The organism is Ralstonia sp. GX3-BWBA (assembly GCF_003290055.1).
GTDB lineage: Bacteria > Pseudomonadota > Gammaproteobacteria > Burkholderiales > Burkholderiaceae > Ralstonia > Ralstonia holmesii.
In genome coordinates, this window is record NZ_QMKS01000023.1 from 54,221 (window position 1) to 81,063 (window position 26,843).

Annotated in this window: 26 protein-coding genes; 20 read left to right on the forward strand and 6 right to left on the reverse strand. The window is 63.9% G+C overall.

Translation table 11 applies throughout. The annotated features are described in order from the left end of the window. The first annotated feature begins 81 nt into the window (after positions 1-81). On the forward strand, positions 82-1,335 hold the full coding sequence (locus tag DOD19_RS21635; protein WP_112188039.1) for a D-amino acid dehydrogenase: 1,254 nt from the start codon (positions 82-84) through the stop codon (positions 1,333-1,335). A gap of 58 nt (positions 1,336-1,393) precedes the next feature. Here the strand turns inward: DOD19_RS21635 and DOD19_RS21640 are convergent, their stop codons facing one another. Both DOD19_RS21640 and DOD19_RS21645 read right to left on the reverse strand, forming a co-directional pair. Next, the gene (locus DOD19_RS21640; protein ID WP_024978742.1) at positions 1,394-2,458 is read right to left on the reverse strand and encodes a porin; all 1,065 of its coding nucleotides are present in this window, start codon (positions 2,456-2,458) and stop codon (positions 1,394-1,396) included. A 121-nt stretch (positions 2,459-2,579) separates the two neighbouring features. Next, positions 2,580-4,466 carry a sugar phosphate isomerase/epimerase and 4-hydroxyphenylpyruvate domain-containing protein gene (locus DOD19_RS21645; RefSeq protein WP_112188243.1) on the reverse strand — a complete coding sequence of 629 codons (1,887 nt, stop codon included), beginning with the start codon at positions 4,464-4,466 and terminating at the stop codon, positions 2,580-2,582. Between the two features lie 131 nt (positions 4,467-4,597). On the opposite strand from DOD19_RS21645, the gene DOD19_RS21650 reads away from it, so the two are divergent. The 5 genes from DOD19_RS21650 (at position 4,598) to DOD19_RS21670 (ending at position 10,193) form a co-directional block, all read left to right on the forward strand. Then, positions 4,598-5,365 carry an IclR family transcriptional regulator C-terminal domain-containing protein gene (locus DOD19_RS21650; protein WP_009240699.1) on the forward strand — a complete coding sequence of 256 codons (768 nt, stop codon included), beginning with the start codon at positions 4,598-4,600 and terminating at the stop codon, positions 5,363-5,365. A gap of 240 nt (positions 5,366-5,605) precedes the next feature. Next, complete coding sequence (locus DOD19_RS21655) at positions 5,606-6,991, forward strand: MFS transporter (protein ID WP_024978740.1); 1,386 nt, start codon at positions 5,606-5,608, stop codon at positions 6,989-6,991. An 18-nt stretch (positions 6,992-7,009) separates the two neighbouring features. Beyond that, entirely contained in the window at positions 7,010-7,843 is an 834-nt protein-coding gene (locus tag DOD19_RS21660; RefSeq protein WP_112188041.1) for a ThiF family adenylyltransferase, read from the forward strand. Between the two features lie 4 nt (positions 7,844-7,847). Beyond that, complete coding sequence (locus DOD19_RS21665; protein ID WP_112188043.1) at positions 7,848-9,038, forward strand: MFS transporter; 1,191 nt, start codon at positions 7,848-7,850, stop codon at positions 9,036-9,038. Positions 9,039-9,119: 81 nt separating this feature from the next. After that, positions 9,120-10,193 (forward strand): VOC family protein, encoded by a 1,074-nt coding sequence (locus tag DOD19_RS21670; RefSeq protein ID WP_024978737.1) that lies wholly within the window; start codon positions 9,120-9,122, stop codon positions 10,191-10,193. Positions 10,194-10,272: 79 nt separating this feature from the next. Here DOD19_RS21670 and ggt read toward each other — a convergent pair whose 3' ends face one another. Both ggt and DOD19_RS21680 read right to left on the reverse strand, forming a co-directional pair. Further along, positions 10,273-12,003, reverse strand: coding sequence for a gamma-glutamyltransferase (gene ggt / locus DOD19_RS21675; RefSeq protein ID WP_024978736.1), 1,731 nt, complete (start codon positions 12,001-12,003; stop codon positions 10,273-10,275). Positions 12,004-12,147: 144 nt separating this feature from the next. Then, entirely contained in the window at positions 12,148-12,624 is a 477-nt protein-coding gene (locus DOD19_RS21680; RefSeq protein ID WP_024978735.1) for an Lrp/AsnC family transcriptional regulator, read from the reverse strand. 110 nt (positions 12,625-12,734) lie between these two features. On the opposite strand from DOD19_RS21680, the gene DOD19_RS21685 reads away from it, so the two are divergent. Then, the gene (locus tag DOD19_RS21685; protein WP_112188047.1) at positions 12,735-13,913 is read left to right on the forward strand and encodes a cystathionine beta-lyase; all 1,179 of its coding nucleotides are present in this window, start codon (positions 12,735-12,737) and stop codon (positions 13,911-13,913) included. An 11-nt stretch (positions 13,914-13,924) separates the two neighbouring features. On the opposite strand, the gene DOD19_RS21690 is transcribed toward DOD19_RS21685, so the two are convergent. After that, positions 13,925-14,377: an Lrp/AsnC family transcriptional regulator gene (locus DOD19_RS21690; RefSeq protein ID WP_112188049.1), complete on the reverse strand. Its 453-nt coding sequence runs from the start codon at positions 14,375-14,377 to the stop codon at positions 13,925-13,927. A 132-nt stretch (positions 14,378-14,509) separates the two neighbouring features. Between DOD19_RS21690 and DOD19_RS21695 the strand changes: the two genes are divergently transcribed. The 8 genes from DOD19_RS21695 (at position 14,510) to DOD19_RS21730 (ending at position 19,564) form a co-directional block, all read left to right on the forward strand. Continuing rightward, positions 14,510-15,412, forward strand: a complete 903-nt coding sequence (locus tag DOD19_RS21695) for a DMT family transporter (RefSeq protein WP_112188051.1) — start codon at positions 14,510-14,512, stop codon at positions 15,410-15,412. Positions 15,413-15,568: 156 nt separating this feature from the next. Continuing rightward, the gene (locus DOD19_RS21700) at positions 15,569-15,838 is read left to right on the forward strand and encodes an H-NS family nucleoid-associated regulatory protein (protein WP_024978731.1); all 270 of its coding nucleotides are present in this window, start codon (positions 15,569-15,571) and stop codon (positions 15,836-15,838) included. Positions 15,839-15,957: 119 nt separating this feature from the next. Then, a complete protein-coding gene (locus tag DOD19_RS21705) occupies positions 15,958-16,488 on the forward strand; it encodes a hypothetical protein (RefSeq protein ID WP_045204032.1) in 531 nt (176 codons plus the stop codon). A 227-nt stretch (positions 16,489-16,715) separates the two neighbouring features. After that, positions 16,716-16,982, forward strand: a complete 267-nt coding sequence (locus tag DOD19_RS21710) for a DUF2282 domain-containing protein (RefSeq protein ID WP_024978729.1) — start codon at positions 16,716-16,718, stop codon at positions 16,980-16,982. Between the two features lie 22 nt (positions 16,983-17,004). Continuing rightward, the gene (locus DOD19_RS21715; RefSeq protein ID WP_112188245.1) at positions 17,005-17,874 is read left to right on the forward strand and encodes a DUF692 domain-containing protein; all 870 of its coding nucleotides are present in this window, start codon (positions 17,005-17,007) and stop codon (positions 17,872-17,874) included. After that, complete coding sequence (locus tag DOD19_RS21720) at positions 17,861-18,619, forward strand: DNA-binding domain-containing protein (RefSeq protein ID WP_112188053.1); 759 nt, start codon at positions 17,861-17,863, stop codon at positions 18,617-18,619. Before DOD19_RS21715 ends, DOD19_RS21720 begins: the two co-directional genes overlap by 14 nt. Beyond that, positions 18,616-19,086: a DoxX family protein gene (locus tag DOD19_RS21725; RefSeq protein ID WP_024978726.1), complete on the forward strand. Its 471-nt coding sequence runs from the start codon at positions 18,616-18,618 to the stop codon at positions 19,084-19,086. Before DOD19_RS21720 ends, DOD19_RS21725 begins: the two co-directional genes overlap by 4 nt. Positions 19,087-19,147: 61 nt before the next feature. Beyond that, entirely contained in the window at positions 19,148-19,564 is a 417-nt protein-coding gene (locus DOD19_RS21730; RefSeq protein ID WP_024978725.1) for a BON domain-containing protein, read from the forward strand. A gap of 13 nt (positions 19,565-19,577) precedes the next feature. On the opposite strand, the gene DOD19_RS21735 is transcribed toward DOD19_RS21730, so the two are convergent. Further along, positions 19,578-20,000, reverse strand: coding sequence for a hypothetical protein (locus DOD19_RS21735; RefSeq protein ID WP_024978724.1), 423 nt, complete (start codon positions 19,998-20,000; stop codon positions 19,578-19,580). Between the two features lie 97 nt (positions 20,001-20,097). Between DOD19_RS21735 and DOD19_RS21740 the strand changes: the two genes are divergently transcribed. The 5 genes from DOD19_RS21740 (at position 20,098) to DOD19_RS21760 (ending at position 26,843) form a co-directional block, all read left to right on the forward strand. Next, a complete protein-coding gene (locus DOD19_RS21740) occupies positions 20,098-20,499 on the forward strand; it encodes a MerR family transcriptional regulator (RefSeq protein WP_112188055.1) in 402 nt (133 codons plus the stop codon). A 156-nt stretch (positions 20,500-20,655) separates the two neighbouring features. Further along, positions 20,656-22,026: a TolC family protein gene (locus DOD19_RS21745; protein WP_024978722.1), complete on the forward strand. Its 1,371-nt coding sequence runs from the start codon at positions 20,656-20,658 to the stop codon at positions 22,024-22,026. A gap of 4 nt (positions 22,027-22,030) precedes the next feature. Next, positions 22,031-23,179 carry an efflux RND transporter periplasmic adaptor subunit gene (locus tag DOD19_RS21750; RefSeq protein ID WP_112188057.1) on the forward strand — a complete coding sequence of 383 codons (1,149 nt, stop codon included), beginning with the start codon at positions 22,031-22,033 and terminating at the stop codon, positions 23,177-23,179. A gap of 2 nt (positions 23,180-23,181) precedes the next feature. After that, complete coding sequence (locus DOD19_RS21755) at positions 23,182-26,277, forward strand: CusA/CzcA family heavy metal efflux RND transporter (RefSeq protein WP_112188059.1); 3,096 nt, start codon at positions 23,182-23,184, stop codon at positions 26,275-26,277. Between the two features lie 152 nt (positions 26,278-26,429). After that, complete coding sequence (locus DOD19_RS21760; protein ID WP_051541542.1) at positions 26,430-26,843, forward strand: Hpt domain-containing protein; 414 nt, start codon at positions 26,430-26,432, stop codon at positions 26,841-26,843.

Genomic DNA, 26,843 nt, shown 5'->3' on the forward strand with positions numbered 1-26,843 from the left:
CGCCCAAGCTCTCAGGTCCCAAGACAGATGGGGTGAGCCGACCGGATCGTCCGGTCATGACATCACTCCATAGGGACCGCCATGACGCACATCGTCATCGTCGGCGCCGGTATATCCGGCGTCACCACTGCTTACACGCTCTCGCAACTCGGCTATCAGGTCACGGTGCTCGACCGCCACCTGTATCCGGCCATGGAAACCTCGTTCGCCAACGGCGGGCAGCTTTCCGCCAGCAACGCTGAAGTCTGGAACAGCACCGGCACGCTGCTCAAGGGCATCAAATGGATGCTGCGCAACGACGCCCCGCTCCTGCTCAATCCCAAGCCGTCCTGGCATAAGTATTCGTGGATCGGCGAGTTCGTGGCCAGCATCGCGCACTACCGCCGCAACACTATCGAAACCACGCGCATGGCCATCGAGGCCCGCAAGCATCTGTTTGCGATGGCCGAACGGGAGCAGATCGATTTCGACCTGCAGAAGCGCGGCATTCTGCACGTCTATCACGACAAGGCGAGCTTTGCGGCCGCAGGCAAGGCCAACGCCCTGCTCATCGCCGGGGGGCTTGAGCGCCACGCCGTGAGCCCGGAAGACATTGCCGCCATCGAGCCCACACTACGGGGCAACTACTACGGCGGTTATTTCACCGAGTCCGACGCCACCGGCGACATCCACAAGTTCACGCGCGGCCTCGCGCAGGCCTGCGAAAAGCGCGGCGTGCGCTTCCTGCAAGGTGTGGACGTGCGCGATGTGCAAACCACAGAGCACGGCGTTCGTCTCCTGCTGCAAACCACGCTGGATGACCGCCTTTCCACCAGCGAGGCGAACGTCGTGCAGGACCTTGCCGCCGACGCGATGGTCGTGTGCGCGGGCGTGGGCAGCCGGCATATCGCACAAATGGTTGGCGATCGCATCAACGTGTATCCGGTCAAGGGGTATTCCATCACGGTGCACCTGGACGATGAAGCCAGCATGCAAGGCGCGCCGTGGGTCAGCCTGCTCGATGAGAGCGCGAAAATCGTGACCAGCCGACTTGGCACCGGCCGCTTCCGCGTGGCCGGCACGGCCGAGTTCAACGGTTACAACCGCGATATCCGCGCGGATCGCATCGAACCCCTGGTGGCCTGGACGCGCCGCAACTTTGCGATTGGCACGTCGCGCGTGGTGCCGTGGGCGGGCTTGCGCCCGATGATGCCGGACATGATGCCGCGCGTCGGCCGTGGGCGGCATGGGCGCGTGTTCTACAACACAGGCCACGGGCATCTGGGTTGGACGCTATCCGGCGCCACCGCCGCAATGGTGGGTGACGTGATCGCGCGCGACTGCCCGGTGCATTGATCGCAACAAAGGAAAAAGCCCGCCGAGGCTCTGGCGGGCTTTTTCTTGATCAAAGCGATCAGAACTTGTGCCGCACGCCCAGCATGACGCCCAGGCGCGAGTTGTTGCCATACGTGTTGCCCGAGTTGTTGAACGTGGCCGCGCTGTTCAGTGCAATCCAGGCGCCTTGCAGGCGGGTGTAATCAACTTCGGCGTAGACGTCAGTGCGCTTGCTGAGAGCGTAGTCGAGCATACCGGCGGTGGTCAGGCGCTTGCCGCTGGCATCGAGGTGCTTCATCCAGTCGTACTGCACGGTGCCGATGAAACTCAGTGCGCCGGAGATCGGTACTTTCGCGCCCACATAGGCGGCCTGGTTCTTGTAGTCGGCCACGTCGAGGCGGCTGTTTGTATAGCCCAGGTACCACGTGGCAATCGAGGTATCGAGCTTGCCGCCAAAACCCCAGACCGTCTGCTTGCTGGCGAGCGCCGCCGGCACCGCGCCGAAGAACGCCGATGACACATCGCGCGTGACCTGGTACACCGCGCCCACTTCAGCCGACCCCATGCTGTAGACGATCGAGCCGGCGCCAGCCGAACTCTTGCTGAAGCTGCCCGCAGCCTCGCCAAAGGTCCAGGCGCCCGCAAGCTGCAGCCCGCCGAACGACTTGATGTATTTGACCGTGTTGTCGTAACGCAGGCCGGTGTAGTTGCCGCCTTGATAACCGACGATGGAGTTGTTGGCAAACGCCATCGCCTCGTACGAAGACAAGACCTCGTGCGCCAGCGTGTATTGCCGACCGAGGTAAAGCTTGCCGTAGTCGCCTTCGAGGCCGACCACCGCGGTGCGTCCGAACAGGCGCCCGCCCTGCTGGCTGCCGCCGGTATCGGGGAAGAAGCCCGATTCCAGGATGAACATGGCCTTGGTGCCGCCGCCCAGGTCTTCCGTGCCGCGCAAGCCCCAGCGGCTACCGGTCAGCACGCCGTCCATCATCTGCAGATTGCTGCTGCCCGCCGCATTTTCGTGCGTGCTGTAGCGGATGGTGGTGTCGATCAGCCCGTAGAGCGTGACACCGCCTGCGGTTTGCGCTGCCGCTGGCAGGCTCGTGGCTCCGAGCACCAGTGCGGCAATCATTGTCTTGTTCATGGCTCCCTTGTCTCCTCTTTGGTGTGATGGGTATGGATGTGCGACGGCCGCACGCGCAGCCGTGGTGTTGCGTGGATAGCACCCACGGCCGCACAACCGTGAGCGCAAAAATTCTCGTGTCTCAGTGGTCAGCCGAAGTGGTGGTGCCGCGGCTCAGTTGTGCCTGCACAGCCATGCGCACGGCAGCGTTTGCTGCGCCGTAGCCCAGGTAGCCGTTGCGCTGAACAAGCTCGAAGAAGAAGCGCTCGCGAAAGGGCTCGGTGTAGGCGTGCAGAAAATCGCCGTGCGGGTCGCGGTCGTAGAGAAGACCATCGTCATGCAGGCGGTTGAGCAGCGCTTCATCCAGACCAAGCCGGGCGGCAACGTCGTCGTAATAGTTCTCGGGAACGTGCTGCAGGCGGGCGGCGCCACGGTCGATGGCCTCAATGGTCTCGAACAGCCGCTCAGTGCGGAATGCAATGTGATGCACCCCCGAGCCCGCGTAGGCGGTGATGAACCTGCCCGTGGCCGTGCGCCCGCTTTCCGATACGTTGAGTGGAATCCGCACGTTGCGGTCCGGGCTCACCATCGCCCGGCTTTTCACGAGGCCGTACGGGTCGGCAATCTCCTGTACAGCTTCGGCGTACATGCCAAAGATGGCCCGGTAGAACAGCACGAAGCTGTCGAGCCGGTGCGCCGGCAGCGCCTGCGCAACGTGGTCAATCGATGCCCAACCTGCTGCACCGTCTTGCACGCCAGAATGCAAGACAAAATCGCTCTCGTAGATGCTGCGATCGGCATGGCGATCGTCGATCAGATAGAGCAGCGTGCCATCGGGTGCGCGCAGCGCGGGAATGCTGCGCTCAGTCGGCCCCACGGGCCCGCGCCACTCCTGGGCACACAGCTCACGTGCGCGTGCCATGGCGCGCTCGGCATCGTCCACCTTCAGGCCGATCGCACAGACAGACGGCCCATGCAGCTGAAAGTGTTCCGACGCCGCGCTGTCCTGCTCCATGTTCAGGATCACGTTGACGCCACCTTGCCGATACAGGTCAACCGCCTTGGAGCGATGGTGCCCCGCAAGGATAAAACCCAGCGCACGCAGGCGCGTTTCAAGTTCCCGTCCTGCCGCTGCATCCACGGCAAACTCCAGGAAATCCACGCCTTCAAATTGAGCTGCCGCGGGCAGTTCCGCACCACCAGCTTCGGACTCCAGCCAGCGCAGCGAACGCATGCCGTCCAGTGCCGTGAGCCGCGCCGGTGCAGAGCGGAATTCGTCGTTGAAGACTTCGAGCGACAAGGGCCCGGTATAGCCCGCAGCAAGCAAGTCGCGCGCAAAGTCCGTCACCGGAAGGTCACCCTGCCCCGGGAAGTTACGGTGATGCCGGCTCCAGGACAGTACGTCCATCGACAACTTTGGGGCATCTGCAAATTGCACGAAGAAGAGCTTGTCTGCCGGCACGTCGTGAATGCCATCCAGCGTGTCGCCCAGCGACAGCGTATGGAAGCTGTCGAGAATCAGCCCGAGCGCCGGGTGGTCAGCCTGCCGCACGATCTGCCACGCCTGGCGCCAGGTCCGCGTGTGCCGCCCCCAGGCCAGTGCCTCATAGCCCACGCGCAGCCCGCGCCGTGCCGCTGCTTCCGCCATCTGGCGCAGATCGTCTGCCGCGCGCGCCGGGTCGTCGATGGCGATGTCCTGCACGTTGCTGCAGACCAGTACCGTGTCGACGCCCAATTCGGCCATCACGTCGAACTTGCGCTCGGCGCGCGCCAGATTGCGTGCGAGCAGTTCGCCGGGCATTGCCTCGAAATCGCGGAAGGGCTGGTACAGCATGATCGCCAGCCCAAGGTCCGCCGCCATTTGCCGCACGCGCGCCGGCGATCCGTCGAAATTCAACAGGTCGTTTTCGAAGATCTCGACACCGTCAAAGCCCGCGGCGGCCGCGGCTTCCAGCTTTTCAGGCAGCGTGCCGGACAGGCACACGGTGGCGATGCATTTGGGATGGCGCGCTGCGCGGGGCGAATTCATGGCAATGCGTTGGTCTGACGATGCCCGCAGCGTAGGTGGGCGCACCATGCATTCACAAGCGGCATTCGCGCAACAACGTGCGATGATCGTACAATCGTGCGCACATATCGCTCGTTTTTAGGGTTATCGCCATGACGAAGGAACCGCTGAACCGGCGCGACTGGATCGCTGGGCTGGAAAAAGGGCTCGCCATCCTGGAGGCGTTCGACCACGAGCACCCGCGCCTGACGCCCACCCAGGCTGCCGAGTTGACCGGCCTCACCCGCACGGCCGCGCGCCGCTACCTGCTGACGCTCGAACACCTCGGCTACCTCACCAGCGAAGGCACGCTGTTCAGCCTGACGCCGCGCGTGCTGAAGGTGGGCTGGTCGTACTTCGATTCGGCGCGCCTGCCGCGCACGGTGCAGCCCTTCCTGCAGCAGGTGACCGCCGCCGTGGGCGAGGTGGCGTACCTCAGCGTGCTGGATGATTGGGAGCTCGTCTTCATTTCGCGCACCAGCACCAGCCGAGTCATGAGCACGGGCTTCGTACTGGGTGCGCGCGTGCCGGCGCCGCTCGCCTCAGCCGGCGTGATGATGCTGGCCGCGCAACCCGAGCAGAAGGTCAAGGCATGGCTGGAGACCTGCGTGCTGACACCCTACACGCCGTACACCATCCTGCAGCGGGACCGCCTGTTCGATGAAATCCGCAAGGCGGGCCGGCAGGATTACGCCGTGGTCGAACAGCAATTGCAGATTGGCGTGCGCGGCGTGGCGGTACCGCTGCGGGATCGGCACGGCAACGTGATCGCCGCGTTGAGCGTGAACATGCAAGTCGGTGAAGAAACAACGGAGCACGCCTTGCAGCGCGTGCTGCAGGTGCTGCAGGACACAGCGCTTTCGATCATGCGTGTGCTGTAGCGCGCCGCGCACGACCGTTGCACCAAGACCTCACGCTTTGACAGACCGATGAACTCGGAGAAACCCTTGAGTCGTACGTTATTCGCACCACATTGTGCGATTATCGAACGAATTCAATCGGCAGTCGCTTGTGCCCCGCCCGGGCGGCGGACTACGCTGCGTTGCGTGTACAGACGGCCCTTCATCGAACGAATCGCACGAGTTGCACGATAGGCCGCACAGATAAAACCGGAGACAACCATGACCGCAGCCCCTGCCCACGAGCCCCTGGGCAAGCACCAGTCGAAGAAAGCCGCCGCCAGCGGCTGGATCGGCTCGGCGCTCGAGTACTACGACTTCTTCATCTACGCCACCGCAGCGGCGCTGATCTTTCCGCAGATCTTCTTCCCCAAAGGCGATCCGAAGACGGCCATCATCGCCTCGCTAGCGACGTACGGCGTCGGTTATATCGCGCGGCCGATCGGCGCGTTCGTGCTGGGCCATCTGGGCGACACGCACGGGCGCAAGAACGTGCTGCTCTGGTGCATGTTCCTGATGGGTTTTTCGACCATTGCCGTGGGCCTGCTGCCCACGTATGACCAAGTCGGCCTGTGGGCGCCGACACTGCTGGTCATCATGCGCCTGATCCAAGGCTTTGCCGTGGCCGGTGAAATCTCTGGCGCCAGCTCGATGATCCTGGAGCACGCACCGTTTGGCCGGCGCGGGTTCTTTGCAAGTTTCACGCTGCAAGGCGTGCAGGCCGGGCAGATCCTGGCGGCGGCCGTGTTCCTACCGCTGGCGCACTACATGCCCGCCGACCAGTTCAACGCCTGGGGCTGGCGCATTCCGTTCGTACTGAGCTTCGTCGTCATCATCGCCGGCTACGTCATCCGCCGCGAAGTGCACGAAACCCCCGCGTTTACCGCTGAGCAACAGCAACAAGGCCGCCCACGCTCGCCCGTGATCGACGCCTTCAAATACAGCACACCCGACATGCTGCGCGTGGTCTGCATGGCGCTGATGAACGTGATTCCGGTGGTGGCGACCATCTTTGGCGCGGCCTATGCGGTGCAGCCGGCTTACGGCATCGGCTTTGCCCAAGACATTTACCTGTGGATTCCGGTGGTGGGCAACATCGTTGCGGTGCTCGTCATTCCGTATGTTGGCGACCTGTCCGACCGCATCGGCCGCAAGCCGCCGATCGTGATCGGTTCGCTGCTCGCTGGCCTGCTCGCCTTTGCCTACCTGTACGCCATCAGCATCAAGAACGTGCCGCTCGCCTTCGTCATCTCGATTCTGATGTGGGGCGTGGTCTACCAAGGCTACAACGCGGTGTTCCCAAGCTTCTATCCGGAGTTGTTCCCGACGCGCACTCGTGTGTCGGCCATGGCGATTTCGCAGAACGTCGGCACGGCCATCACTGCCATGCTGCCGGCCCTCTTCACCGCCGTGGCCCCGCCGGGCGCCACCAACATTTGGCTGACCGTGGGCGCCATTGCCTTTGGCGTAACGGTGATTGCCGCCGTGGCCGCCATGACCGCACGCGAGACGTACCGCATCCATATGGACGACCTGGGCCAGCCAGCCGCCCAACCCGTCGACAAGGCCGAATATGCCCGCCAGCGGGCCGGAGCCTTGGCCGCCTGAAACACGCACGCCTGAACCATGATTTCTGGAAAAACCACCCTCATCGCCCACATCGGCTACCCGACCGAGACGTTCAAGTCGCCGATGATCTACAACCCCTGGTTCGAGCAAAAAGGCATCGACGCCGTTGTGGTGCCCATGGGGGTCAAGGCAGAGGATTACGCGCAGAGCTTCGAATCGATCTGCCGCTTTACCAACCTGCGTGGCGCGCTGATCACCATGCCGCACAAGGTCACCACGGTGGATCTGGTCGACGAAGTCACGCCCGCCGTGCGCATCGCGGGCGCCTGCAATGCGGTGCTCAAGCGCGATGACGGCACGTTGCTGGGCGACCAGTTCGACGGTGCCGGCTTCGTGCGCGGCGTGCTGCGCAAGGGGCGCAAACTGGAAGGGGCGCGTGTGCTGCTCTCGGGGGCCGGCGGTGTCGGCTCGGCGATTGCCGCGTCGCTGGCGGCTGCGGGTGTCGGCGAGTTGGCTCTGTATGACACGCGCGCAGAATCCGCTGAATCACTGGGGCTGCGTCTGCGCGAGCACTACCCCGCGTTAGTGGTGCGCACCGGGTCGAATGATCCGGACGGCTTCGATGTGGTCGTCAACGCCACGCCGGTCGGCATGAAGGAAGACGATCCGCTGCCCTTCGACGTGGCACGCATCGCGCCGAGCTGCTTTGTCGGCGAGGTGGTCATGAAATCCGAGTACACGCCGCTGCTGCGCGCAGCGCTCGACAAGGGCTGCGATGTCCAGGTCGGCACCGACATGCTGTTCGAGATGATTCCCGCGTATCTGGAGTTCTTCGGCTTCGGCACCGCCACCGCAGATGAGCTGCGGCGCAGCGCGGCCATTGCATACTGAGCCGATGACGCGTCGCCCCCTGAGCTTTGCCCTGCTGCTGCCGTTGCTGCTATCGGCGCAACCGGTTGCGACCGACAGTTATCTTCCCGCCCTGCCCGCCATTGCCCAGACGCTGGGATCGGCCAGCGCGAGCCTCACGGTCTTCGCGCTGGCCTTTGGCATCGGGCAACTGCCGATGGGCAGCCTTGCCGATCGTTTTGGCCGCCGCCAGGTGCTGTTGCTCGGGCTCGCGTGCTATGCCATGGCTGCACTGGCCGGCGCGCTGGCGACAACCGCTTCCATGTTGACCGCCGCACGCGCCCTGCAGGGTTTCTCGATGGCCGCCATCCTGGTGTGCGCCCGCGCCGCTGTGCGCGATCTGCACCCGGCGCGCGATGGTCCGCACGTCATGGCACGCGGCCTCACGGGCCTGGGTTTCGTGGCGTTGATGGCACCGATTCTCGGTGCCTTTGTCGCGCAACACGCAGGCTGGCGGTGGGTGCTGGCGGGCATGAGCATCTATGCAATCGTGCTGTGGGCGATGTGCTGGTACGGCTTTGCCGAAACCCGGCAAGAGACACACGCCCAGGCGGGCAGCATGCGCGAGATCTTCGCCAGCGCGGACTTTCGCGTCTGGGGCCTGCTGGCGGCCACGACCTACGCCGGCATCTTCTGCTTTCTGCTGCTTTCGCCGATGGTCTATATCGCATACCTCGGCCTGTCACCCGAGCTTTATGGCTGGATACCGGCCGGCGGCTCGCTCGTCTATATCGTGAGTACGACCGGTTGCCGGCGCCTGCTGCGCCGCCAGAGCCTCGTGCGGACTGTGCAGCAAGGCGCAATGCTCAGCCTGTTGGGCGCCTGCATTCAGGGATTGGGCTGCTGGCTGCTTCCCGGGCAGGCGTGGCCGCTGCTGCTCGGGCATGGCGTCTATTGCATGGGCCACGGCATCCACCAGCCTTGCGGCCAGGCAGGCGCGGTGGGCGAGTTGCCGCATCTTGCAGGGCGGGCGGTGTCATGGTCAGGCTTCATCATGATGCTGGCAGCCTTCTGCCTCGGGCAGACCGCGGCAGCATTTGACGACACATCGCACAGCCTCGGTGCCTGGCCCATGGTGGCGCCGATGATGCTTGCCGGCGCCGTGCTGGCGTCCATCGCCTTCCTTTGGCTACCGAAGCTGCAGAGCCAGCCGGATCCACAAAGAGCTGCCGCATAGCGACTGCGGGATGCGCATTGCCACCCGCGTGGTACACAATGCGGTGTCCGCATTCTTTGCTTCAGCCACAGGAGTTTGACCATGAGCCGCAACGCCGACCTGCCATTCAAGACCGCCGGCTTGGAGTTCATCGAGTTCGCCACGCAAGCGCCGGCTGCGCTCGGCCAGGTGTTCGCATCGCTCGGCTTCAAGGCCATCGCGCGGCACGTAAGCAAGGACGTCACGCTGTACCGGCAAGGCGACATGAACTTCCTCGTCAACGCCGAAGCCGATTCCTTCGCGCACCGCTGGGCTGAGGAATATGGCGTGGGTATCTGCGCCATCGGCATCCGCGTTGACGATGCGCATCACGCCTACGACCGCGCCGTCGAACTGGGTGCATGGCCGGCCGAAGCCGAGCCGATCGGCCCGAGCGAACTGGTGATCCCGGCCATCCAAGGCGTAGGCGACACGCATCTGTATTTTGTCGACCGCTGGCGCGGCAAGCACGGCGCCAAGGGCGGCCTGGGTGACATCTCCATCTACGACATCGACTTCCGGCCGCTGGATGCAGCAACCGCGCTTGAGGACTGGCACCACGCCGGCGTTGGGCTGGCGCGGGTCGACCACCTGACGCAAACCGTCGGCGCTGGCCGTCTGCAGGATTGGATCGACTTCTACCGCAACCAGCTCGGCTTCAGCGAAATCCACGAGCTGCATGCCAACTGGCACGTCGCGGCGGATTCCCGCGTGATGGTGTCGTCGTGCGGCATGATCCGCATTCCGCTCTATGAAGAAGGCACGCACCGCGCGCACCTCATGCACGCCTACCTGCCCGACCACCCCGGCGAAGGCGTGCAGCACATTGCGCTGGCCACCGACGACATCCTGCGCACAGCCGCCGCGCTGGCCGCCAACGGCCTCACCTTCGTCGAGCCCCCGGCACACTACTACGACACCGTCGACGCGCGCCTGCCCCGTCACGGATTGGACCTGGAAGCCTTGCGCCGATATGGCATCCTGGTCGACGGCGAGATCGTCGATGGCGTGCCCAAACTGTTCCTGCAAACCTTCGTCAAGCGCCATCCAGGCGAGATCTTTTTCGAGATCGTGCAGCGGCGCGGGCACCACGGCTTTGGCGAGGGCAATCTGCCGGTGTTGACTGCGGCGGCCTGACCCGGATAAACGTCGCCAAGAAAAAAGCCCGCCAAGTTTCGGCGGGTTTTTTTTCGTGCTGCGGGTGCTGCAATGCCGATCAATAACCGGCTGCCAGCCCAGTGTTGCGACGCGGATCATTCGCGCCATAGAAGCGGTTGTTGCCGACCGGCTTGCCGCCCAGCGACGGCGCCCCGACGATGATCGCCGCCAGGTGGTTGGCCGGCTGCGGCGCCCCCAGGTTGTGGCCCATCGACGTCAGGATCTTGCGCGTATCTTCCGACAGCGCGTACGGCTCGACGTTGGTCACGTCCGGCAGCCATTGCTGGTGGAAGCGCGGCATGTCGACGGCTTCCTGCACGTTCATGCCGTAGTCGATCGCGTTGATCATGGTCAGCATGACGGCTGTGATGATGCGGCTGCCGCCCGGCGTGCCCACCACCATGACGGGCTTGCCGTCCTTGGTGACGATGGTCGGGCTCATCGACGACAGCGGACGCTTGCCCGGGGCTATCGAGTTGGCCTCGCCCTGCACCAGGCCGTACAGGTTAGGCACGCCGACCTTGGCGGTGAAGTCGTCCATTTCATCGTTCAGGACCACGCCCGTCTTGGCGGCCGTCACCTTCGCACCAAACCAGTCGTTGAGCGTGTACGTGACCGACACGGCGTTGCCGTACTTGTCGGCAATCGAGTAGTGCGTGGTATTGCTGCCCTCATGCGGCTCGACGCCCGGCTTGATGTCCTTCGACACACCCGCCTTCTTCGGGTCGATCACAGCGCGAATCTTGGCCGCATAGTCCTTGCTCAGCAGGCGGTCCAGCGGGTTCTTCACGAAGTCCGGGTCGCCCAGGTAGCTGTTGCGGTCCACATAGGCGTGGCGCATGGCTTCGATCTGGTAATGCGTGGCCTGCGCGGAATGCCAGCCCAGGTCCTTGAGCGGATAGCCTTCCAGGATGTTCAGCATTTCGCAGATGACCACGCCGCCTGAACTCGGAGGAGGTGCCGACACCACGTGATAGCCACGGTAGTCGCACTCGACCGGCGCCAGTTCGCGCGTTTTGTAGCTGACCAGATCTTCTTGCGTGATCAGGCCACCACCGGCCTTGCTCGATGCAGCAATGGCCTGCCCGACCCAGCCCTTGTAGAAGCCGTCGGTGCCCTTGTTGCTGATCTCGCGCAGCGTCTTGGCCAAGTCATGCTGGACGAGCTTCTCGCCCACCTGGAACGGCTGCCCCTTGTTCAGGAAGATCGCGCCCGACGCGGCGTCTTCCTGGAAGTCCTTGGTGGAGGTGTGCAGCATGTCGACATCGCCCTGATCGAGGACGAAGCCCTTGTCGGCCAGCGTGATGGCCGGCGCGATCAGTGCAGCGCGTTGCATGGTGCCGTACTTCTGGCGCGCATACTCCATGCCGGACACGGTGCCCGGCACACCCACGGCCAAGTGGCCCTTGGTGGACGCACCCTTGATGACGTTGCCGTCCTTGTCGAGGTACATGTTGGCGGTGGCACCCTTCGGCGCGACTTCACGGAAGTCGAGGAAGGTCTTGCGGCCATCGGCCAGTTGGATCGTCATGAAACCACCGCCGCCCAGGTTGCCGGCTGCCGGATAGACCACGGCCAGCGCGTAACCCACGGCCACTGCGGCATCCACCGCATTGCCGCCGCGCTTGAGCACTTCCACACCGACCTTGCTGGCCAGATGCTGTGCCGCAACGACCATGCCGTTTTCTGCGGCCACGGGTGCGACGGATGCCGCGTGTGCGACGGTCGTGATGCTGATCGATGCGATTGCAGCGGCGATCCACCGCATGCCTGTTCTTGGATTCTGCATAGGAGCTCCTTTGGTACCTTCAAGGACGCCGGTCGTGCCAGCGTACGTGTTATGGCGCGCGAACCTTATCAGGCGGTGCGCCGGGGCACTATAGCCTCATCCCCGTATTGACGCATTGTGCAGGCGGTGGAACGGCACGCATCGCTAGCCCAGCGGCACCTCGAGCCCGACCTTCACGCGGTTGAGCACCACCGCCGTGCGGTACCACCGGATGTTGTCGTTGTCGTCGAACAGGCGTCGCGCCAGAGCTTCGTACTCCGTCATCGTGGCCACGTTCAGGATGAGGACGAAATCGGCCTCGCCCGTCACGTAGTAGCACTGCTGCACCTCGGGGCCGGAGAGCGCCTTCTTGAGCGCAGCCATTGCAGCGGTATTGGTGCGCTCGGCATGCACCTCAACGATCACGGTGATGGGTTTGGCCACCCGCTCGGGGTCGACTACCGCCACGTTGCCGACGATGACACCCGCTTCCTCCATTCGCTTGATGCGCCGCTGCACGGCGGCGGTCGATAGATTGACCTGCTCCCCAATCACGCGCAGCGGCGTGGTGTAGCACCGCTGAACAGCGTTGAGGATGGCAATGTCGAATGCGTCGAGTTCGAGCGATTTCTGTGCGGCCATAACGGGCATGGAGCGAGAAATTTTTGCGTCTGGCTGGTCAGAATAGCTGAAATTACTCTGCTGACGTGACATAGGATTTCGTGGTCCACGCGTTCGCAGAGGTCCATCCCATGCATTGGCAATCCCAGCTCGTCAGCCCCGAAACGCTTGCCCCTGGCGGCTTTCGGTCATTGGTGACCCCGGTCTACCGTGGTTCAACCGTGTTGTTCGACAACGCAGCGCAGGTCGTGGACGACTGGCGCCATGCGCAGCACGGCTACACCTACGGCCTCTACGGCACACCGACCGCCATTGAACTCGGCGTGCGGATTGCGCAACTGGAACGCGCCCGCCACAGCTTTATCGTCCCCGGCGGGCAGGCGGCCATCGCGCTCGTCTACCTGGCCTGCTGCGGCGCGGGCAGCCATGCGCTGGTGCCGTTCAGTGCGTACGGGCCCAACCGCAGCATGGCTGACGGCCTGCTCAAACGCATGGGCATCGAAGTCGAAATCTATGACCCGCTCATCGGCGCAGGCATCGGCGGACTCATCCGGCCGAACACCATGCTTGTTTGGACCGAAAGCCCCGGCTCGGTCACGATGGAAGTGCAGGACGTGCCGGCAATCGTGGCTGAGGCGCACGCGCGCGGCGTGCCGGTGGCGCTCGACAACACGTACACGGCCGGCGTGTATTTCGATGCCTTCGCGCACGGCGTGGACATCAGCATGCAGGCCCTGACGAAGTACGTGGGCGGCCACAGCGACCTGTTGCTCGGGTCGGTCTCGGTCAACTCGGAGGCGATGTTCGAGCGTGTGGGCAGCGCGTTTGCCGATCTGGGCATGGGCGCCTCGCCCGACGATTGCAGCCTGGCGCTGCGTGGCCTGCAAACGCTGGGGCTGCGGCTTGAGCGCCTGCAAACGTCCACCCTGGCGGTGGCGCGCTGGCTGCATCTGCAGGACTGCATTGCGACCGTGCTGCATCCGGCGCTGCCGTCATGCCCCGGCCATGAACTCTGGAAGCGCGACTTTACCGGCGCAACCAGCGTGTTTTCGGTGGTGTTCCAAGAAAGCGTCTCGGCCGAACAAGTCAACGCATTCATTGATGCGCTGTGCATGTTCCGGATCGGCATGAGTTGGGGTGGCACGAGCAGCCTGGTGATGCCATATCCCGATCTGGCGCGACCGAACCGCCACTATCGCGGCCGCCTGGTGCGGCTCAATATCGGGCTGGAAGCGCCGGAAGATCTGATTGCCGATCTGCGGCACGCCATGGCTCGCGCAGCCATCCAGGAGCCCGCTGTTGCCGCATAACCGACGGCACGTCAGTCAGCCGGTGCAAACGGCGGCGCACGCCGCTTTACCGGCTGCGTCTTGACGATGGCGGTGTTGGTCTCAGCGTGATACGCCACGCGATCGAGAATCTGGTCGAGCTGGTCGATCGAGCGCACATACAGCCGGGCGATGAAGCAGTCCTCGCCCGTGACCTTGTCGCATTCGCCGATCTCGGGAATCTCTTCGATCAGCTTCTGCACGATATGCAGCTTGCCCGGCATGGGCCGCACGCGCACGATGGCCTGCAGCGTGTAGCCCAGCGCCGCCGGGTCAATGTCGACGGTGTAATGCCGGATCACGCCGCGCTCTTCCAGCCGCCGCAGGCGCTCCGACACGCTGGGGGATGACAACCCCACCTGCTCGGCGAGTTGCTTGAGCGAGATGCGGGAATCGGTCAGCAGGACGTCGAGAATGCGTTGATCCAGCGCGTCAATCGTGTTCATTGCGTTCCGCCTCCAATTCTGGAATTTCGCCTTACTTCATTAGAAAGAACGCTAATTTTGCCTTAGAAAAGCAATGGAAGTGAGCCCATCCGCATGCGATCCTGATTGCATCCAACGCTCAAGGTGGTTCGCATGAACGATAAGACGCGCGGCACGGTCGAGATGACCACCGCCATGGTCATCTCCGGGACGATCGGCTGGTTCGTTGTCCGCTCAGGCCAGCCGGTGGCCGACGTTGTGTTCTGGCGCTGCGTGTTCGGCGCGCTGACGCTGCTGGGGGTGTGCGCCGGCCTGGGGCTGCTGCGCGGCGCCATCACGTGGCGGCGTGCGGGCATTGCCGCGTTGGGCGGCGTGGCAATCGTCATCAATTGGCTGCTGCTGTTCGCGGCGTATCCGCGCGCATCTATCTCGATTGCGACGGCGGTCTACAACACGCAGCCGTTCATGCTGGTCGGGCTGGGCGCGCTGTTTCTGTCAGAAAAGCTGACGGCGGCCAAACTCACATGGCTGGCCATCGCCTTTATCGGCGTCGTACTGATCGTGCAGGTGGGGCCTGCAGCCAGCATGGGGACCGATTACCTGTCTGGCATTGCGATGGCGCTGGGCGCGGCGTTTGCCTATGCGGTGGCCGCGCTCCTGATCAAGAAGCTGGCCGGTACGCCGCCGCATCTGATTGCGCTCATCCAGGTGTGTGTGGGCGTGCTGATGCTGGCGCCGTTGGCCAACCTGTCGCATCCGCCGGCCGATGCGCATACGTGGGTGATCCTTGTCACGGTGGGCGTGGTGCATACAGGGTTGATGTACATCCTGCTCTATGGCGCCATCCAGAGGCTGCCGACGCATCTGACGGGATCGTTGTCGTTCATCTATCCCATTGTCGCCATCGTGGTGGACATCGTTGCGTTCGGGCATCGGCTGCAACTGGCGCAGTTTTTGGGTGCGGGGGCGATCCTGCTGGCGGCTGCGGGCATGAACCTGGGGTGGTCGCCGTATCGCTGGTTGCGGGCACGGGGCGAATCCCCCGTTACCAAATAACGCAATACACGCAATAGTCCCCCACATTCGCAACACGAATCGGCAGTCCAACTGCTGTTATTCTTGTGCGTTTTCCGCTGGCGCCCGGCGCGCCCTGCGCCTGCCTCTCTCTCCCTTTGGCAGCCAGCGGACAGAAACCCCAAACATACGTACAAGATGAAGGAAGGTCACCCGCCGGAGCCGGGTCGCGAAACCGCGATCGCCTGGATCCTGGAACAAATGCAAACCTATGACCTGTCTGTCGAAGATTTGCAGGCGCATGGCTGCTTTGACGCGCCACCGCCGCCGCCCGCGCCATCCGCACCCATCGGCCCGGTCTACATGAGCGCCGACGGCCAGCACTGGGACGGCTCGGGCGACATGCCCGACTGGCTGCGGCGCGCCGTCAACGCAGGGCAGAGCATCGAGCATTTCCGCGTGGGCTGAACGCAGGCGATGCAGGTATGCCGGTTGCGTGGTTGTTTGCAAGCGCTGCCGGTTTGTCGATCTGTGGGCTGATCCACAGCACGACCGGCCGGCGCCCCAACCCAACGGAGGACGTCATCATGCCGGAACGCAAAACCGTAGAACGTGCGCGCGCCGACAAGCGCCACGGCAAAGCCGCCTCGACCCAGGCGGGCAACTTCGTGAAGGAAGAGATGGATCACATCCGCGAAGGCAAGCACGGTGCGAAAAACACCAAGCAGGCCATTGCGATTGGTCTATCGAAGGCACGCCGCGCGGGCGTTGCCGTCAAGCCGCCGGGGGAAGGCAAGGCATCGGCCGCCACGCGCAAGAAGGCGGAACATGACGTCAAGGCCGGCAGCAAGGCAGGCAACAAGACCGGCAGCCACGCCAGTGCGAGCAAGGAATCCACGGCCAAGCGCAGCAAAACCACAACACGCACGCTGAAGAAGGAAGGCCATTCGGCGGCTTCCAAGTCGTCGCTGTCCAAGCAGGCGCATAGCGCGGCCTCCAAGCGTTCGAGCAGCGAGCGCTCGGCGGCGGCCAAGAAGGGCGCTGCTACCAAGGGCGCTGCCGGCCGATCCGCCGCCGCCAAGAAGGCGGCGCGCACGCGCGCGGCGCACGCCAGGTAAATCCTTCCTGTTCAGCCTGAAGGCGGCCCATTGGGGTCGCCTTTTTTATTGGCGGTTTGCCTCACAAAAAAAAAATTAAAAAAATTTCTGTTCTCCGTGTCAGGAACGCCCACGTGCGCCGACGAAGGTGCACGGAACACATCTGCGCGATGCCGCAGTGCACCGTACGGCGAGGGATTTGGCCCTGTCCGCCGTTCAACGACACCTGCCACTCAAGGAGAACACAAATGAAACAACACGCCATGATCGCCGCCGCTCTGGGTAGCCTGCTCGCGCTGGGCGCACTGTCGACACCGGTGCAGGCCGCTGATGCCGCCGGCAAGGAAAAGTGCTACGGCGTCGCCAAGGCCGGCCAGAACGATTGCGCCAGCCCGGGCAGCGCCCACGCCTGCGCCGGCCAATCGAAGATGGACAAGGACCCAATGTCGTGGAAATACGTGCCCGCCGGCACCTGCGCGCAGATGGGCGGCACGATGCAGGCTCCGTCCAAGTAACGCGCGACGCCGGGTGACCACCATGCAGACCGCTCTGCCAACCTGCGCCGGCGCAGGCCTGCGCGCACCGCACTTTCCTGCCCTACTGCACGGGGAAGCCCGCTTCCCCTGGGTGGAGGTGCACAGCGAGAACTATCTGTATGGCGGCCCCGCCCGCGCAGCGCTGCACGCCGCGCGGGCGCACCAGCCTGTGAGCCTGCACGGCGTGGGCATGGGGCTGGGCAATGCGGATGGACTGGACGTCGAGCACGTACGCGCCATCGCTACGCTGGCCGATGCGGTAGCGCCCGCCGCCATTTCCGAGCACCTGTGCTTCAACCGCAGCGGTGCGCAGGTCGTCAACGATCTGCTGCCGCTGCCTTATTCCCGCGAATCGCTGGATGTCGTCTGCGCCAACGTCATGCGTGCACAGGACATCCTCAAGCGACCGCTGCTGATCGAGAACATCGCCGCGTACATCGACTGCCGCGCACTGGTCGATGCCGACGAGGCCCTCTTCGAAGGCGCATTCCTGACCGCCCTCGCCCGGCGCACGGGCTGCGGCATCTTGCTGGACCTGAACAATCTGTACGTGAACAGCGTCAACCATGGCGTGACCGTCGAATCGGTACTGGCCGATATCGACCCTGCACTGGTCGGCGAGATTCACTTGGCAGGCTTCAGTGTGGAAGACGGCATGCTGATCGACACGCACAGTGCGCCGGTCCATGCACCCGTCTGGGCGCTGTACGACGCATGGATTGCCAAACACGGCGCACGCCCGACACTGATCGAATGGGATGCTGAACTGCCGCCCGCGCAGGTCTTGCTGGACGAGGCGGCACGCGCCCAAGCAACGCTTGATCGCCATGCCAACGCACCCACTCAGGAGCCACGCCATGCGATTGCCTGACTGGGAAGCGCACCTTATCGGCGCACTGACCACCCCTGCAAGCCACGAAGAGGCGCGTGGTATTGCCATCTACCGCAATGCGCGTCTGGCAATTCTGCGCAATGCGCTGACGGGGGCGTATCCCGTCTGCCGAGCGCTCGTCGGTGACGACTGCTTTGATGCGCTGGTGCGCGACACGCTGGCCATGCAGGCGTCTACATCCCCGAACCTGCATCGCTATGGAAATGCGCTGCCGGATGTCATTGCGCAATCCCCGTTGGCGCACAGCGTGCCGTATCTGGCTGACGTGGCGCGTCTGGAATGGTGCGTGCACTGGGCGCACTACGCGCCGGATGCACACGTGGAAGCGGCGAACGCCACCTTGTTCGCACAACCCGCAGACACGCTTCGCGCCGGGCTGGTCGAAGGTGCGCAGTGGGTGGCTTCTCCATGGCCCGTGGTTTCGATCTGGCGCGCACATCAGCCCGACGCGACGATCGCGCTCAACGAAATCGACCTGAGTGTGGGCGAAGCCGCTGTGATTGCCGTGCACGGGCATCGCGTTGCTGTGCTCGATCTCGATGCCCCGACGGCCACGTTCCTCGCAGCTTGCGACGCGACGCCGTCGCTTCAGGCCGCGCTCGAAACCACGCTGGCTGAGCGGCCAGATTTTGATTTGACCGCATGCCTGTCAGCCCTCTATCGCTCGGGGCTGCTCGCGCTGAGCGCATGCCCAACAACACCGCCCACTGGAGACACGCCATGAACACCCTCGCCACGACCTTTGCCCCGCTCACGCGCATCCGCGCTTCGCTTGACCGACTCGCCGGGCCGCAAAGCGCGCTCTGCTCGCTCATCTTGTTGATCGCACGGGCGTATCTTTTCTACGTGTTCTTCCGCTCGGGCCTGACCAAGCTGCACGACTGGGACACGACCGTGCTGCTGTTCACGGAGGAATACAAGGTGCCGCTATTGCACCCGGCCCTGGCAGCGGCGCTTGGCACGTTTGGCGAACTGGTCTTCCCGTCTCTCATGCTGGTCGGCATCGTGCCGCGGTTGGCGGCGGCGGGGCTGTTCTTCGTCAACGTGGTAGCGGCGGTGTCGTACTGGGCCAATCTGTCGGCGTCGGCCATCGAATTTCATTTTGTGTGGGGCGTTCTGATTGCGCTCGTGGCGACGGTGGGACCGGGTTGGCTGGCGGTGCAGACCCTTTGGGAGCGCCGCACGCATTAAGCAGATTGGGTGGGCAGCAGGCTTATGATGTGGTTCTGTCGCCCTCTCTTCAGGAGCATCGATGCGCTTCCGTCAGTTGTCCTTCGCTGCCTCAACCGGTGTGTTGGCTGCAATCGCCGCCGCAACTGTTCTCACTGCCTGCGCGTGGGGCGATAGCCCGAACACCACCGGCGCGCGCATGCTCGACGATTCGCTGCTGTCGTACCAGGTCAAGGCGGCGCTGGATCAGGACACAGCGCTCAGCACGCGCCAGATCCGCATCCGCTCTACCCCAGACGGCAAGGTCACGCTGACGGGCTGGGTCGATACCCCCGAAATGGCCCGACGGGCTGGTGACGACGTCAAACGCTTTGTTGACTCGGCCAAGCTCGACAACCAGTTGCGCGTGCTCTCGCGCATGCAGGTGCTGGGCGGCGGCCCGTACATCCCGGCCGGCTTGCCGCCGGCGGCACCGGCCAGCGCCCCGGCCGCGCGCTAACGCGTTCAAGCACTTAAGCTGCCTGTGTGCCCGTCCGCCCTGGCAAGCGGCCCACGGGCACCGATTGCAGCAGGCCGAAGCCGATCTCCGCAATCAGGAACGGCAACACCAGCAGCGAGGCGCCGGATGCCAGCGCATAGGCCTGCCACGCTGCAAAGAGGCCGCGTGCCGCGGCGTCGTACCGGCCCAGCGCCACACTCGGCTGTCGGATGCGCAGCACCGACCACACGCACACCACCGACCCCATCAGATTGGCCATCAGCAGGTGCTCTGGCTCAAATGCCGGCAAGCGGCCGATACCCAGCGCATGCGCCAATGCAGTGAGCGCTTGATGCAACAGGGCAAACGTCCACGGCGTGGCAAACGGTGCAGTCACGATCAGGTCATACCAGCCGCTGGCGCGCACCACACGCAGGAAGGTCGATTCAGAAACCATGGTGAAACTCCAGGAATGAAGTGAAGGAGTCGCCACGGTAAAGCTTGGTGTACGCTCCAAGGTCAAGCGCTCGGCCGCCCCACTCTTCCAAGCCACCATGCCTGCTGCACTTCCCGCTTCCGCTTCCAACGCGCATACCGGCGACCTTTCCATCGGCGACCTGGCCGCCGCCACCGGCGTCTCGCGGGATGGCCTGCGCTTTTACGAGGCACGCGGCCTGATCCGGGCGCGACGCCGCAGTAACGGCTACCGCGCTTACCCGCCCGAAACCGTGGAACTCGTGAACTACGTGCGCACGGCTCAGCAACTGGGCTTCACGCTGGCAGAAATTGGCGAAGGGATGTCGCAGGTGTGGCAGCAACCCGACACCGATGCCGCTGTTACGGCGCTACTGCGGGAGAAACTTGCCGCCATCGATGTCCGCATCGCCAGCTTGCAGGCCACGCGTGATGCACTCGCTGCCCGCGTCGGGATACCATGCCCGCTTGCACCGACCTGAGACTCCGACACGTCTTGTCATATGACTGTCGCAGACTCCCGCCACAGGGCGGGTTTGGCGCGTTTTCTCCACGCCCTGACGGCTTGCTGAGTCGTGAAAGGCGCTTGAAAGTTCGCGTCGGTAAAAACGCTCCCGTCTCAAGGGGAGTCTGCTGCAGTGAAACATCGGGGTGCGTTCCATCCACGGGCGAGGGCCGTGCTGTGCGCGGTGGCCTGCCTGCCATTTGCCGCTGCCTGGGCAGCCACGCCTGCGCCGGCACCGGCTGCGGCCAGCATGCCGGTGGCGACCATGCCGTCGATCAAGCCTTCCGTTCCGGGCGTGACGGGCGCGGGCTTCAACCTCGTCGAACTGCTGCAGGAGCTGAAAGGCAACAACCCGCAGTTGATCCAGGCGCGCCATAACTACCTGTCGGCCAAATCGATCCCCCCGCAACTTGCCGCGCCCAACAACCCGCAGCTCGGCTACATCTGGAACAGCATCCCGAAGGGTTTTCCGCTGGCGGTCAACCGCGCGGGCGGCAGCCAGTACAACCTGACGCAGCAGATCCCGTTTCCGGGCAAGAAAGCGCTGGCCGCTGAGATTGCCGATCGCCAGGCGGAATCGCTGAACGCGCAAAACGACGCGCTGTACCTGCAGCTCTACGCGCAGCTTTCCACTACGTACTACCAGGCGATCGCGCTGCAGAAGCAGATCGATGTACAGAAGCTGACCATCACGCGCCTGGAGCAGGTCAAGCAGATCACGCGCGTGCGCTACGCCAACAATGCCGCTGCCTACGCCGACTTCCTCAACGCGCAGGTCATGCAGAGCAGCGCGCAGAACGACCTGTTTGCCGCGCAGCGTCAGTACGACAGCACGCTGCAGACCCTCAACACGCTCATTGGCAAGGAGCCGAGCTTCCCGCTCGTGCTGCGGGCCGACGACGAGTCCGTACACCTGCCGGAAGAGCCGCTGCCCGAGCTGGAAAACCAGGCACTGCGCGAGCACCCGTCGATCAAGGCGTCGGCAGACCTGATGGACGCCGCACGCAAGAGCGTGACGCTGGCGCGCAAGGCCTACCTGCCCGACTTCCAGGTCATCGCCACCGTCACCACGGACAACCCGCCGTATGGCGTGCGCCCGAACAGCTACCAGATCGAGCTGGACGTGATCATTCCGTTCTGGTTCCTGACCAAAGAGAAGTACGGCGTGAATCAGGCGGTGGAAAGCCAGATCGCCACCGAGGCGAATGACGTGTCGGTGCGCCAGCAGACGCTATTGGCCGTCGACACCGCCTATAACACGCTGCGCCAGACGCTCGCCCAACTCGACTTCAACAAGCAGCGGCAACTGCCGCAAGCGCTGGCGGCCTATCGCGTGACGATGACCAACTACGCCAGCAACAACGCTGATTTCAACGACCTGCTCACCGCCCAGGGCGCGCTCAGGAACGCAGAACTGTCGGTCGCCCAGGCTCAGGCCACGGCCTTGCAGGCCTATCACGCGCTGCTCGCGGCCACCGGTCGCTCGCCGGTTCAAGCTCAATAACATCATGAAGAAGTTCTCTCCCGTTGTTGCAGTCATCGCCTTGGCCGCAGCCCTTGCTGTTGGTGTGGTGGTCGGACGCAAATGGCCCGCCGCTGCGCCCGCCGAGACCGCGAAACCCGCTGTTACCGTGGCATCCGCTCCGGCTACGCCGGCACGTCCGAAACCCGACTCCGTGGAAATTCCTTCCGGCGGCTTCGACCCGCAGCAGGTGAAGGTTGCACAGGTCAGTCAGCTTTCGGTGCCAGTGGAGCTGTCCACGCCCGGCAAGCTCGCCTACAACGCCGAGCGCACCAAGTTGGCATCGGCGCGCGTGGCTGGGCGGCTGGACCAGATTCTCCTGTTCGAAGGTGCGCTGGTGCGCGAGGGGCAGCCGATTGCGCAGCTCTACTCGCCAGACTTCATCTCCGCGCAGAAGGAATATCTGCTGGCGCTGAATACCGCCCGCCAGCTCAAGGGTTCCAACATGAAGGATCTGCAGGACGATGCGGACGCCACCGTACAGTCCGCGGCAGGCCGCCTGCATGTGCTGGGCATGTCCGATGCCGATGTCGCGCAGATCGCCAAGCGCGGCACGCCGGCTGAACACCTGACGCTGCGCGCGCCCATCTCGGGCACGATCGTCAAGCGCAACATGGACCCGGGCGCCTTCCTGAACGTGGGTGACTCGTTCATGAGCATCGTCGATACGCGTGTGCTGTGGTTCACGGGCAATGTCTATGAGAACGACATTGCCAGCGTGCGTATCGGTCAGCCGATCTCGCTGCATACCTCGGCATATCCGGACCGCGAGTTCACCGGCCGCGTGAGCTTTATCGCCCCGAACATCGACCCGGCAACGCACACCCTGACGGTACGCTGCGACGTGCCCAACACCGACGGCCTGCTGCGCCCCGAGATGTACGCCACGGCGCGCATCCAGACCGGCAGCGGCCAGGCCACGGTGGTACCGAAGGCCGCCTTGGTGAAAGACCACGGCAGCTACTACGTGATCGTGCAGAGCGATGCCACGCATTTCAAGCGCGTGGAAGTGCACGGCAAAGACACCGGCACCGACGGCAACTTTGCCGTGACGGCCGGACTTGAGGCTTCGTCGCAGGTAGTGGTGCGCGGCGCCGCGCTGCTCAACGAGATGATCGTCAAGGCGGGGGCGTAGGCATGGGCTTCAACCCCATCGCGGGCATTCTCAAGCGGCGGCTGCTGATTGTCTTCCTGGCGATCGCGCTGCTGGTGGCGGGCGTGCTGGCGTTCCGCGAGCTGCCGCTGCAGGCGTATCCGGGCGTGGCGCCGTTGTCGGTGCAGGCCATCACGCAATGGCCGGGCCGCAGCACGACCGAAGTCGAACAGCAGATCACCATCCCGATCGAGAATGCGTTGGCTGGCGTGCCGGATGTGCAGTCGTTCCGCTCGGTATCGCTGTTCGGGCTGTCGGTGGTGACGCTCAAGTTCAAGGAAGGCACCGACAGCTTCAAGGCGCGGCAGAACTTCTCGCAATACGTGGCGGCAGCCAATCTGCCGACCGGTGTGCAGCCGTCGCTGAGCCCCGACTCCGACGCCACGGGCGAGATCATGCGCTTTCGCCTCGTGGGCAACGGCGTAGACCTGACCACGCTCAAGAGCTATCAGGACTACGACATCACCAAAGAGCTGAAGCACGTGCAGGGGGTGGCGGATGTCAGCTCCTTCGGCGGCAAGGTGAAGGAGTATCACATCGTGCCGTCGCCGGCGAAGCTGCAGTCGTACGGCATCACGCTGTCGCAGCTCATCACGGCCATCGGCAACGCCAACAACAACACTGGCGGCAACCTGCTGCGAGACGGCGAGCAGCAGTTCGTCGTGCGCGGCGTGGGCCTGCTGCAGACGGTGGACGATATCCGCAACGTGGTGGTGGCCGCCAACAACGGCGTGCCGGTGCGCGTGCGCGATATTGCCGAGGTGGAAGTCGGCAACGTGCAGCGTCTGGGCCAGGTGCAATACAACGACCAGCCCGACGTGGTGGAAGGCATCGTGCTGCTCAAGCGCGACGCCAACGCCAGCGAGGTGCTGGCCAAGGTGCGCGAAAAGGTAACGGAACTGAACAACGGCATCCTGCCCAAGAGCGTTCAGATCAAGCCGTTCTACGACCGCCAGGTGCTGCTCGACATCACCATGGGCACAGTTGAACACACGCTGGTGGTGGGCATCTCGCTGGTGCTGGCGGTGTTGTTCGTCTTCCTGGGCAATTTCCGTGCGGCGGCTGTGGTGGCGGCGGTGATTCCGCTGGCGCTGTGCGTGTCGTTCATCAGCATGGAACACTTCCATGTGCCGGCCAATTTGATCTCGCTCGGGGCGATCGACTTTGGGGTGATTGTCGACGCAGCCGTGATCGTGATGGAAAACATCATGCGGCATCTGGAAGAAGGCGCCGAGAAACTCGACGATGCCATCATCAAGGCCACCAGCGAAGTGCAGCGCGCGATGATCTTCTCTACGGGCATCATCATCGTGGCGTATTCGCCGCTGTTCTTCATCGGCGGCGTGGAAGGCATCATCTTCAAGCCGATGGCGTTCACGATGGGCTTTGCCTTGATGGCGTCGATCGTGCTGAGCCTGACCTTCGTGCCGGCCACCACGTCGTTCGTCTTCGGCAAGACGCTGCATCCGCATTCGCCGGCGTTTATTACGGCGATTCTGCGCTGGTACAAGCCGTTGCTGCGCAAGCTCATTGCACGCCCGATGGCCGTCTTTGCCACGGCCATCACGGCGCTCGTTCTGACGCTGTATAGCGCCACGTTCCTCGGTACCGAGTTCCTCCCGACGCTGGAAGAAAACAACCTGTGGCTACGCATTACGTTGCCCAACACGGTCGACCTGGACTACTCGTCGTCAGTGGCCAACGACCTGCGCGCGTACTTCGTCAAGCAGCCGGAAATCAATCAGGTTTCGGTGCAGATCGGCCGCCCCGATGACGGCACCGATTCCACCGGCGTGTTCAACCAGGAATACGGCCTGTACTTCGCGCCGCCTGACCAATGGCCCGCCGGCATGACGAAGGGGAAGCTGGTCGAGCGCCTGTCCAAGCGCCTGGAGAAGATTCCGGGCATCGAATACAACTTCTCGCAGTACATCCAGGACAACGTGGATGAAGCGCTCTCGGGCGTGAAGGGCGAGAACTCGGTCAAACTGTTCGGCAATGACCTGAATGTGCTCGAAGCCAAAGCCAACGAAATCCAGGCGCAGCTCAAGAAGGTGCACGGACTGGTGGACGTGGGCATCTTCCGCGAGTTGGGCCAGCCGACGCTGAACGTTTCCATCGACCGCCAGGCCGCTGCGCGCTTCAACATCAACGTGAGCGATGTGCAGAACCTCGTGCAATACGCCATTGGCGGAGCGCCGGTCACGCAAATCCTGGAGGGCGAGAAATCGTTCGGCCTGGCGGTGCGGCTGAACCAGCAGGCACGTGCGTCATACGACGCCATCCGCGAACTGCTGATCGATACGCCCGACGGCCAGCACGTTCCGCTGTCGATGATCGCCAAGGTGGAAATGACCGACGGCCCGTTCTTCATCTACCGCGAACTCGGCAAGCGCTACATCGCCATCAAGTTCGGCGTGCGTGGGCGCGATTTGGGCAGCGCGGTGGACGAAGCGCAGCGCGTGGTGGGCAACGGCGTGCAGTTGCCCGAGGGCTACACCGTCAAGTGGGACGGCCAGTTCAACGAGATGAAGGTCGCCCAGAGCAAGCTGATGGTGATCGTGCCGTTGACGATTCTCGTGATCTTCCTGTTGCTGTACAGCACCTTCGGCAACTTCAAGGATGCGCTGATGGTGGTGCTGAATGTGCCGTTTGCCGCCATCGGCGGGCTGCTGGCGCTGCATATCGCGCATGAGACGCTGTCGATTTCGGCGGGGATTGGCTTTCTGTCGTTGTTCGGCATCGCCATCCAGGACGGGGTGATCCTGATCTCATACGTCAATCGGCTGGCGCAATCCGAAAACGTGCGGGAAGCCACGGTGGACGGCGCCGCACTGCGCCTGCGCCCGGTGATCATGACGGCCATGCTGGCGGGCCTGGGCCTGCTGCCCGCCGCGCTGTCGCACAGCATCGGCTCGGAGGCACAGCGGCCGCTGGCGCTGGTGATCGTCGGCGGCATGGTCACCACGACGATTCTCACGCTGCTGGTGCTGCCGGTGGTCTTCACGTGGGCGCACCGTCATCGCCGGCCGCCCTCGCGCGATGCGGACGTCAATCCCACAGCGGCCATGCTGCCTTAAGCCGCATGTGCTGAAAGCGCAACGGGCGCATCGCTTTGCCAGCGATGCGCCCGTTTTCATTTGGGCTCACACCAGAATCGGACCAATCTCATGGTGACGCGTAGCCGAGGCGAGCAGAGTGCGCCTCTGGTTCTATCGCACGCATCGCCACCATGCTCCCCACGCCCAACGTATCCCCCAGCGTCGCCGCCAAGTTCCCGCCGCAGGTCGTCGACACGCTCATCGAGCTGTTTGGCAATGATCTGCACCAATGGCGTTTTATCGTCGATCTATTTTGCGAGACGGCAGAACAGGATCTCGCCAACCTGGAGAACGCCATCCGCGGCGGCGAGGACGCACAGATCGTTGAAGCGGCGCACCGCATCGTCGGTTCCGCACGCATGCTGGGGCATCAACCGATTGGCGATGCTGCCCGCCGCATCGAGCGCGCTGCGCAAAGCATCGGGCCCTATCAGCAGCGTGCGCAAGAAATGGAATCTGCCCTCGCCTGCCTGCGCGCCTTGGCCGATGAATTCCGCCAGCAGGCCAACGCCTGCCCCTGGCCAGACGCGCCGGTGGTGGGCTAA

Excerpts from the sequence above, each read along its gene's own strand:
- DOD19_RS21635 (WP_112188039.1), top strand. The coding sequence starts at position 82 with ATGACGCACATCGTCATCGTCGGCGCCGGTATATCCGGCGTCACCACT.
- DOD19_RS21640 (WP_024978742.1), bottom strand. The coding sequence starts at position 2,458 with ATGAACAAGACAATGATTGCCGCACTGGTGCTCGGAGCCACGAGCCTG.
- DOD19_RS21645 (WP_112188243.1), bottom strand. The coding sequence starts at position 4,466 with ATGAATTCGCCCCGCGCAGCGCGCCATCCCAAATGCATCGCCACCGTG.
- DOD19_RS21650 (WP_009240699.1), top strand. The coding sequence starts at position 4,598 with ATGACGAAGGAACCGCTGAACCGGCGCGACTGGATCGCTGGGCTGGAA.
- DOD19_RS21655 (WP_024978740.1), top strand. The coding sequence starts at position 5,606 with ATGACCGCAGCCCCTGCCCACGAGCCCCTGGGCAAGCACCAGTCGAAG.
- DOD19_RS21660 (WP_112188041.1), top strand. The coding sequence starts at position 7,010 with ATGATTTCTGGAAAAACCACCCTCATCGCCCACATCGGCTACCCGACC.
- DOD19_RS21665 (WP_112188043.1), top strand. The coding sequence starts at position 7,848 with ATGACGCGTCGCCCCCTGAGCTTTGCCCTGCTGCTGCCGTTGCTGCTA.
- DOD19_RS21670 (WP_024978737.1), top strand. The coding sequence starts at position 9,120 with ATGAGCCGCAACGCCGACCTGCCATTCAAGACCGCCGGCTTGGAGTTC.
- ggt (WP_024978736.1), bottom strand. The coding sequence starts at position 12,003 with ATGCAGAATCCAAGAACAGGCATGCGGTGGATCGCCGCTGCAATCGCA.
- DOD19_RS21680 (WP_024978735.1), bottom strand. The coding sequence starts at position 12,624 with ATGGCCGCACAGAAATCGCTCGAACTCGACGCATTCGACATTGCCATC.
- DOD19_RS21685 (WP_112188047.1), top strand. The coding sequence starts at position 12,735 with ATGCATTGGCAATCCCAGCTCGTCAGCCCCGAAACGCTTGCCCCTGGC.
- DOD19_RS21690 (WP_112188049.1), bottom strand. The coding sequence starts at position 14,377 with ATGAACACGATTGACGCGCTGGATCAACGCATTCTCGACGTCCTGCTG.
- DOD19_RS21695 (WP_112188051.1), top strand. The coding sequence starts at position 14,510 with ATGAACGATAAGACGCGCGGCACGGTCGAGATGACCACCGCCATGGTC.
- DOD19_RS21700 (WP_024978731.1), top strand. The coding sequence starts at position 15,569 with ATGAAGGAAGGTCACCCGCCGGAGCCGGGTCGCGAAACCGCGATCGCC.
- DOD19_RS21705 (WP_045204032.1), top strand. The coding sequence starts at position 15,958 with ATGCCGGAACGCAAAACCGTAGAACGTGCGCGCGCCGACAAGCGCCAC.
- DOD19_RS21710 (WP_024978729.1), top strand. The coding sequence starts at position 16,716 with ATGAAACAACACGCCATGATCGCCGCCGCTCTGGGTAGCCTGCTCGCG.
- DOD19_RS21715 (WP_112188245.1), top strand. The coding sequence starts at position 17,005 with ATGCAGACCGCTCTGCCAACCTGCGCCGGCGCAGGCCTGCGCGCACCG.
- DOD19_RS21720 (WP_112188053.1), top strand. The coding sequence starts at position 17,861 with ATGCGATTGCCTGACTGGGAAGCGCACCTTATCGGCGCACTGACCACC.
- DOD19_RS21725 (WP_024978726.1), top strand. The coding sequence starts at position 18,616 with ATGAACACCCTCGCCACGACCTTTGCCCCGCTCACGCGCATCCGCGCT.
- DOD19_RS21730 (WP_024978725.1), top strand. The coding sequence starts at position 19,148 with ATGCGCTTCCGTCAGTTGTCCTTCGCTGCCTCAACCGGTGTGTTGGCT.
- DOD19_RS21735 (WP_024978724.1), bottom strand. The coding sequence starts at position 20,000 with ATGGTTTCTGAATCGACCTTCCTGCGTGTGGTGCGCGCCAGCGGCTGG.
- DOD19_RS21740 (WP_112188055.1), top strand. The coding sequence starts at position 20,098 with ATGCCTGCTGCACTTCCCGCTTCCGCTTCCAACGCGCATACCGGCGAC.
- DOD19_RS21750 (WP_112188057.1), top strand. The coding sequence starts at position 22,031 with ATGAAGAAGTTCTCTCCCGTTGTTGCAGTCATCGCCTTGGCCGCAGCC.
- DOD19_RS21755 (WP_112188059.1), top strand. The coding sequence starts at position 23,182 with ATGGGCTTCAACCCCATCGCGGGCATTCTCAAGCGGCGGCTGCTGATT.
- DOD19_RS21760 (WP_051541542.1), top strand. The coding sequence starts at position 26,430 with ATGCTCCCCACGCCCAACGTATCCCCCAGCGTCGCCGCCAAGTTCCCG.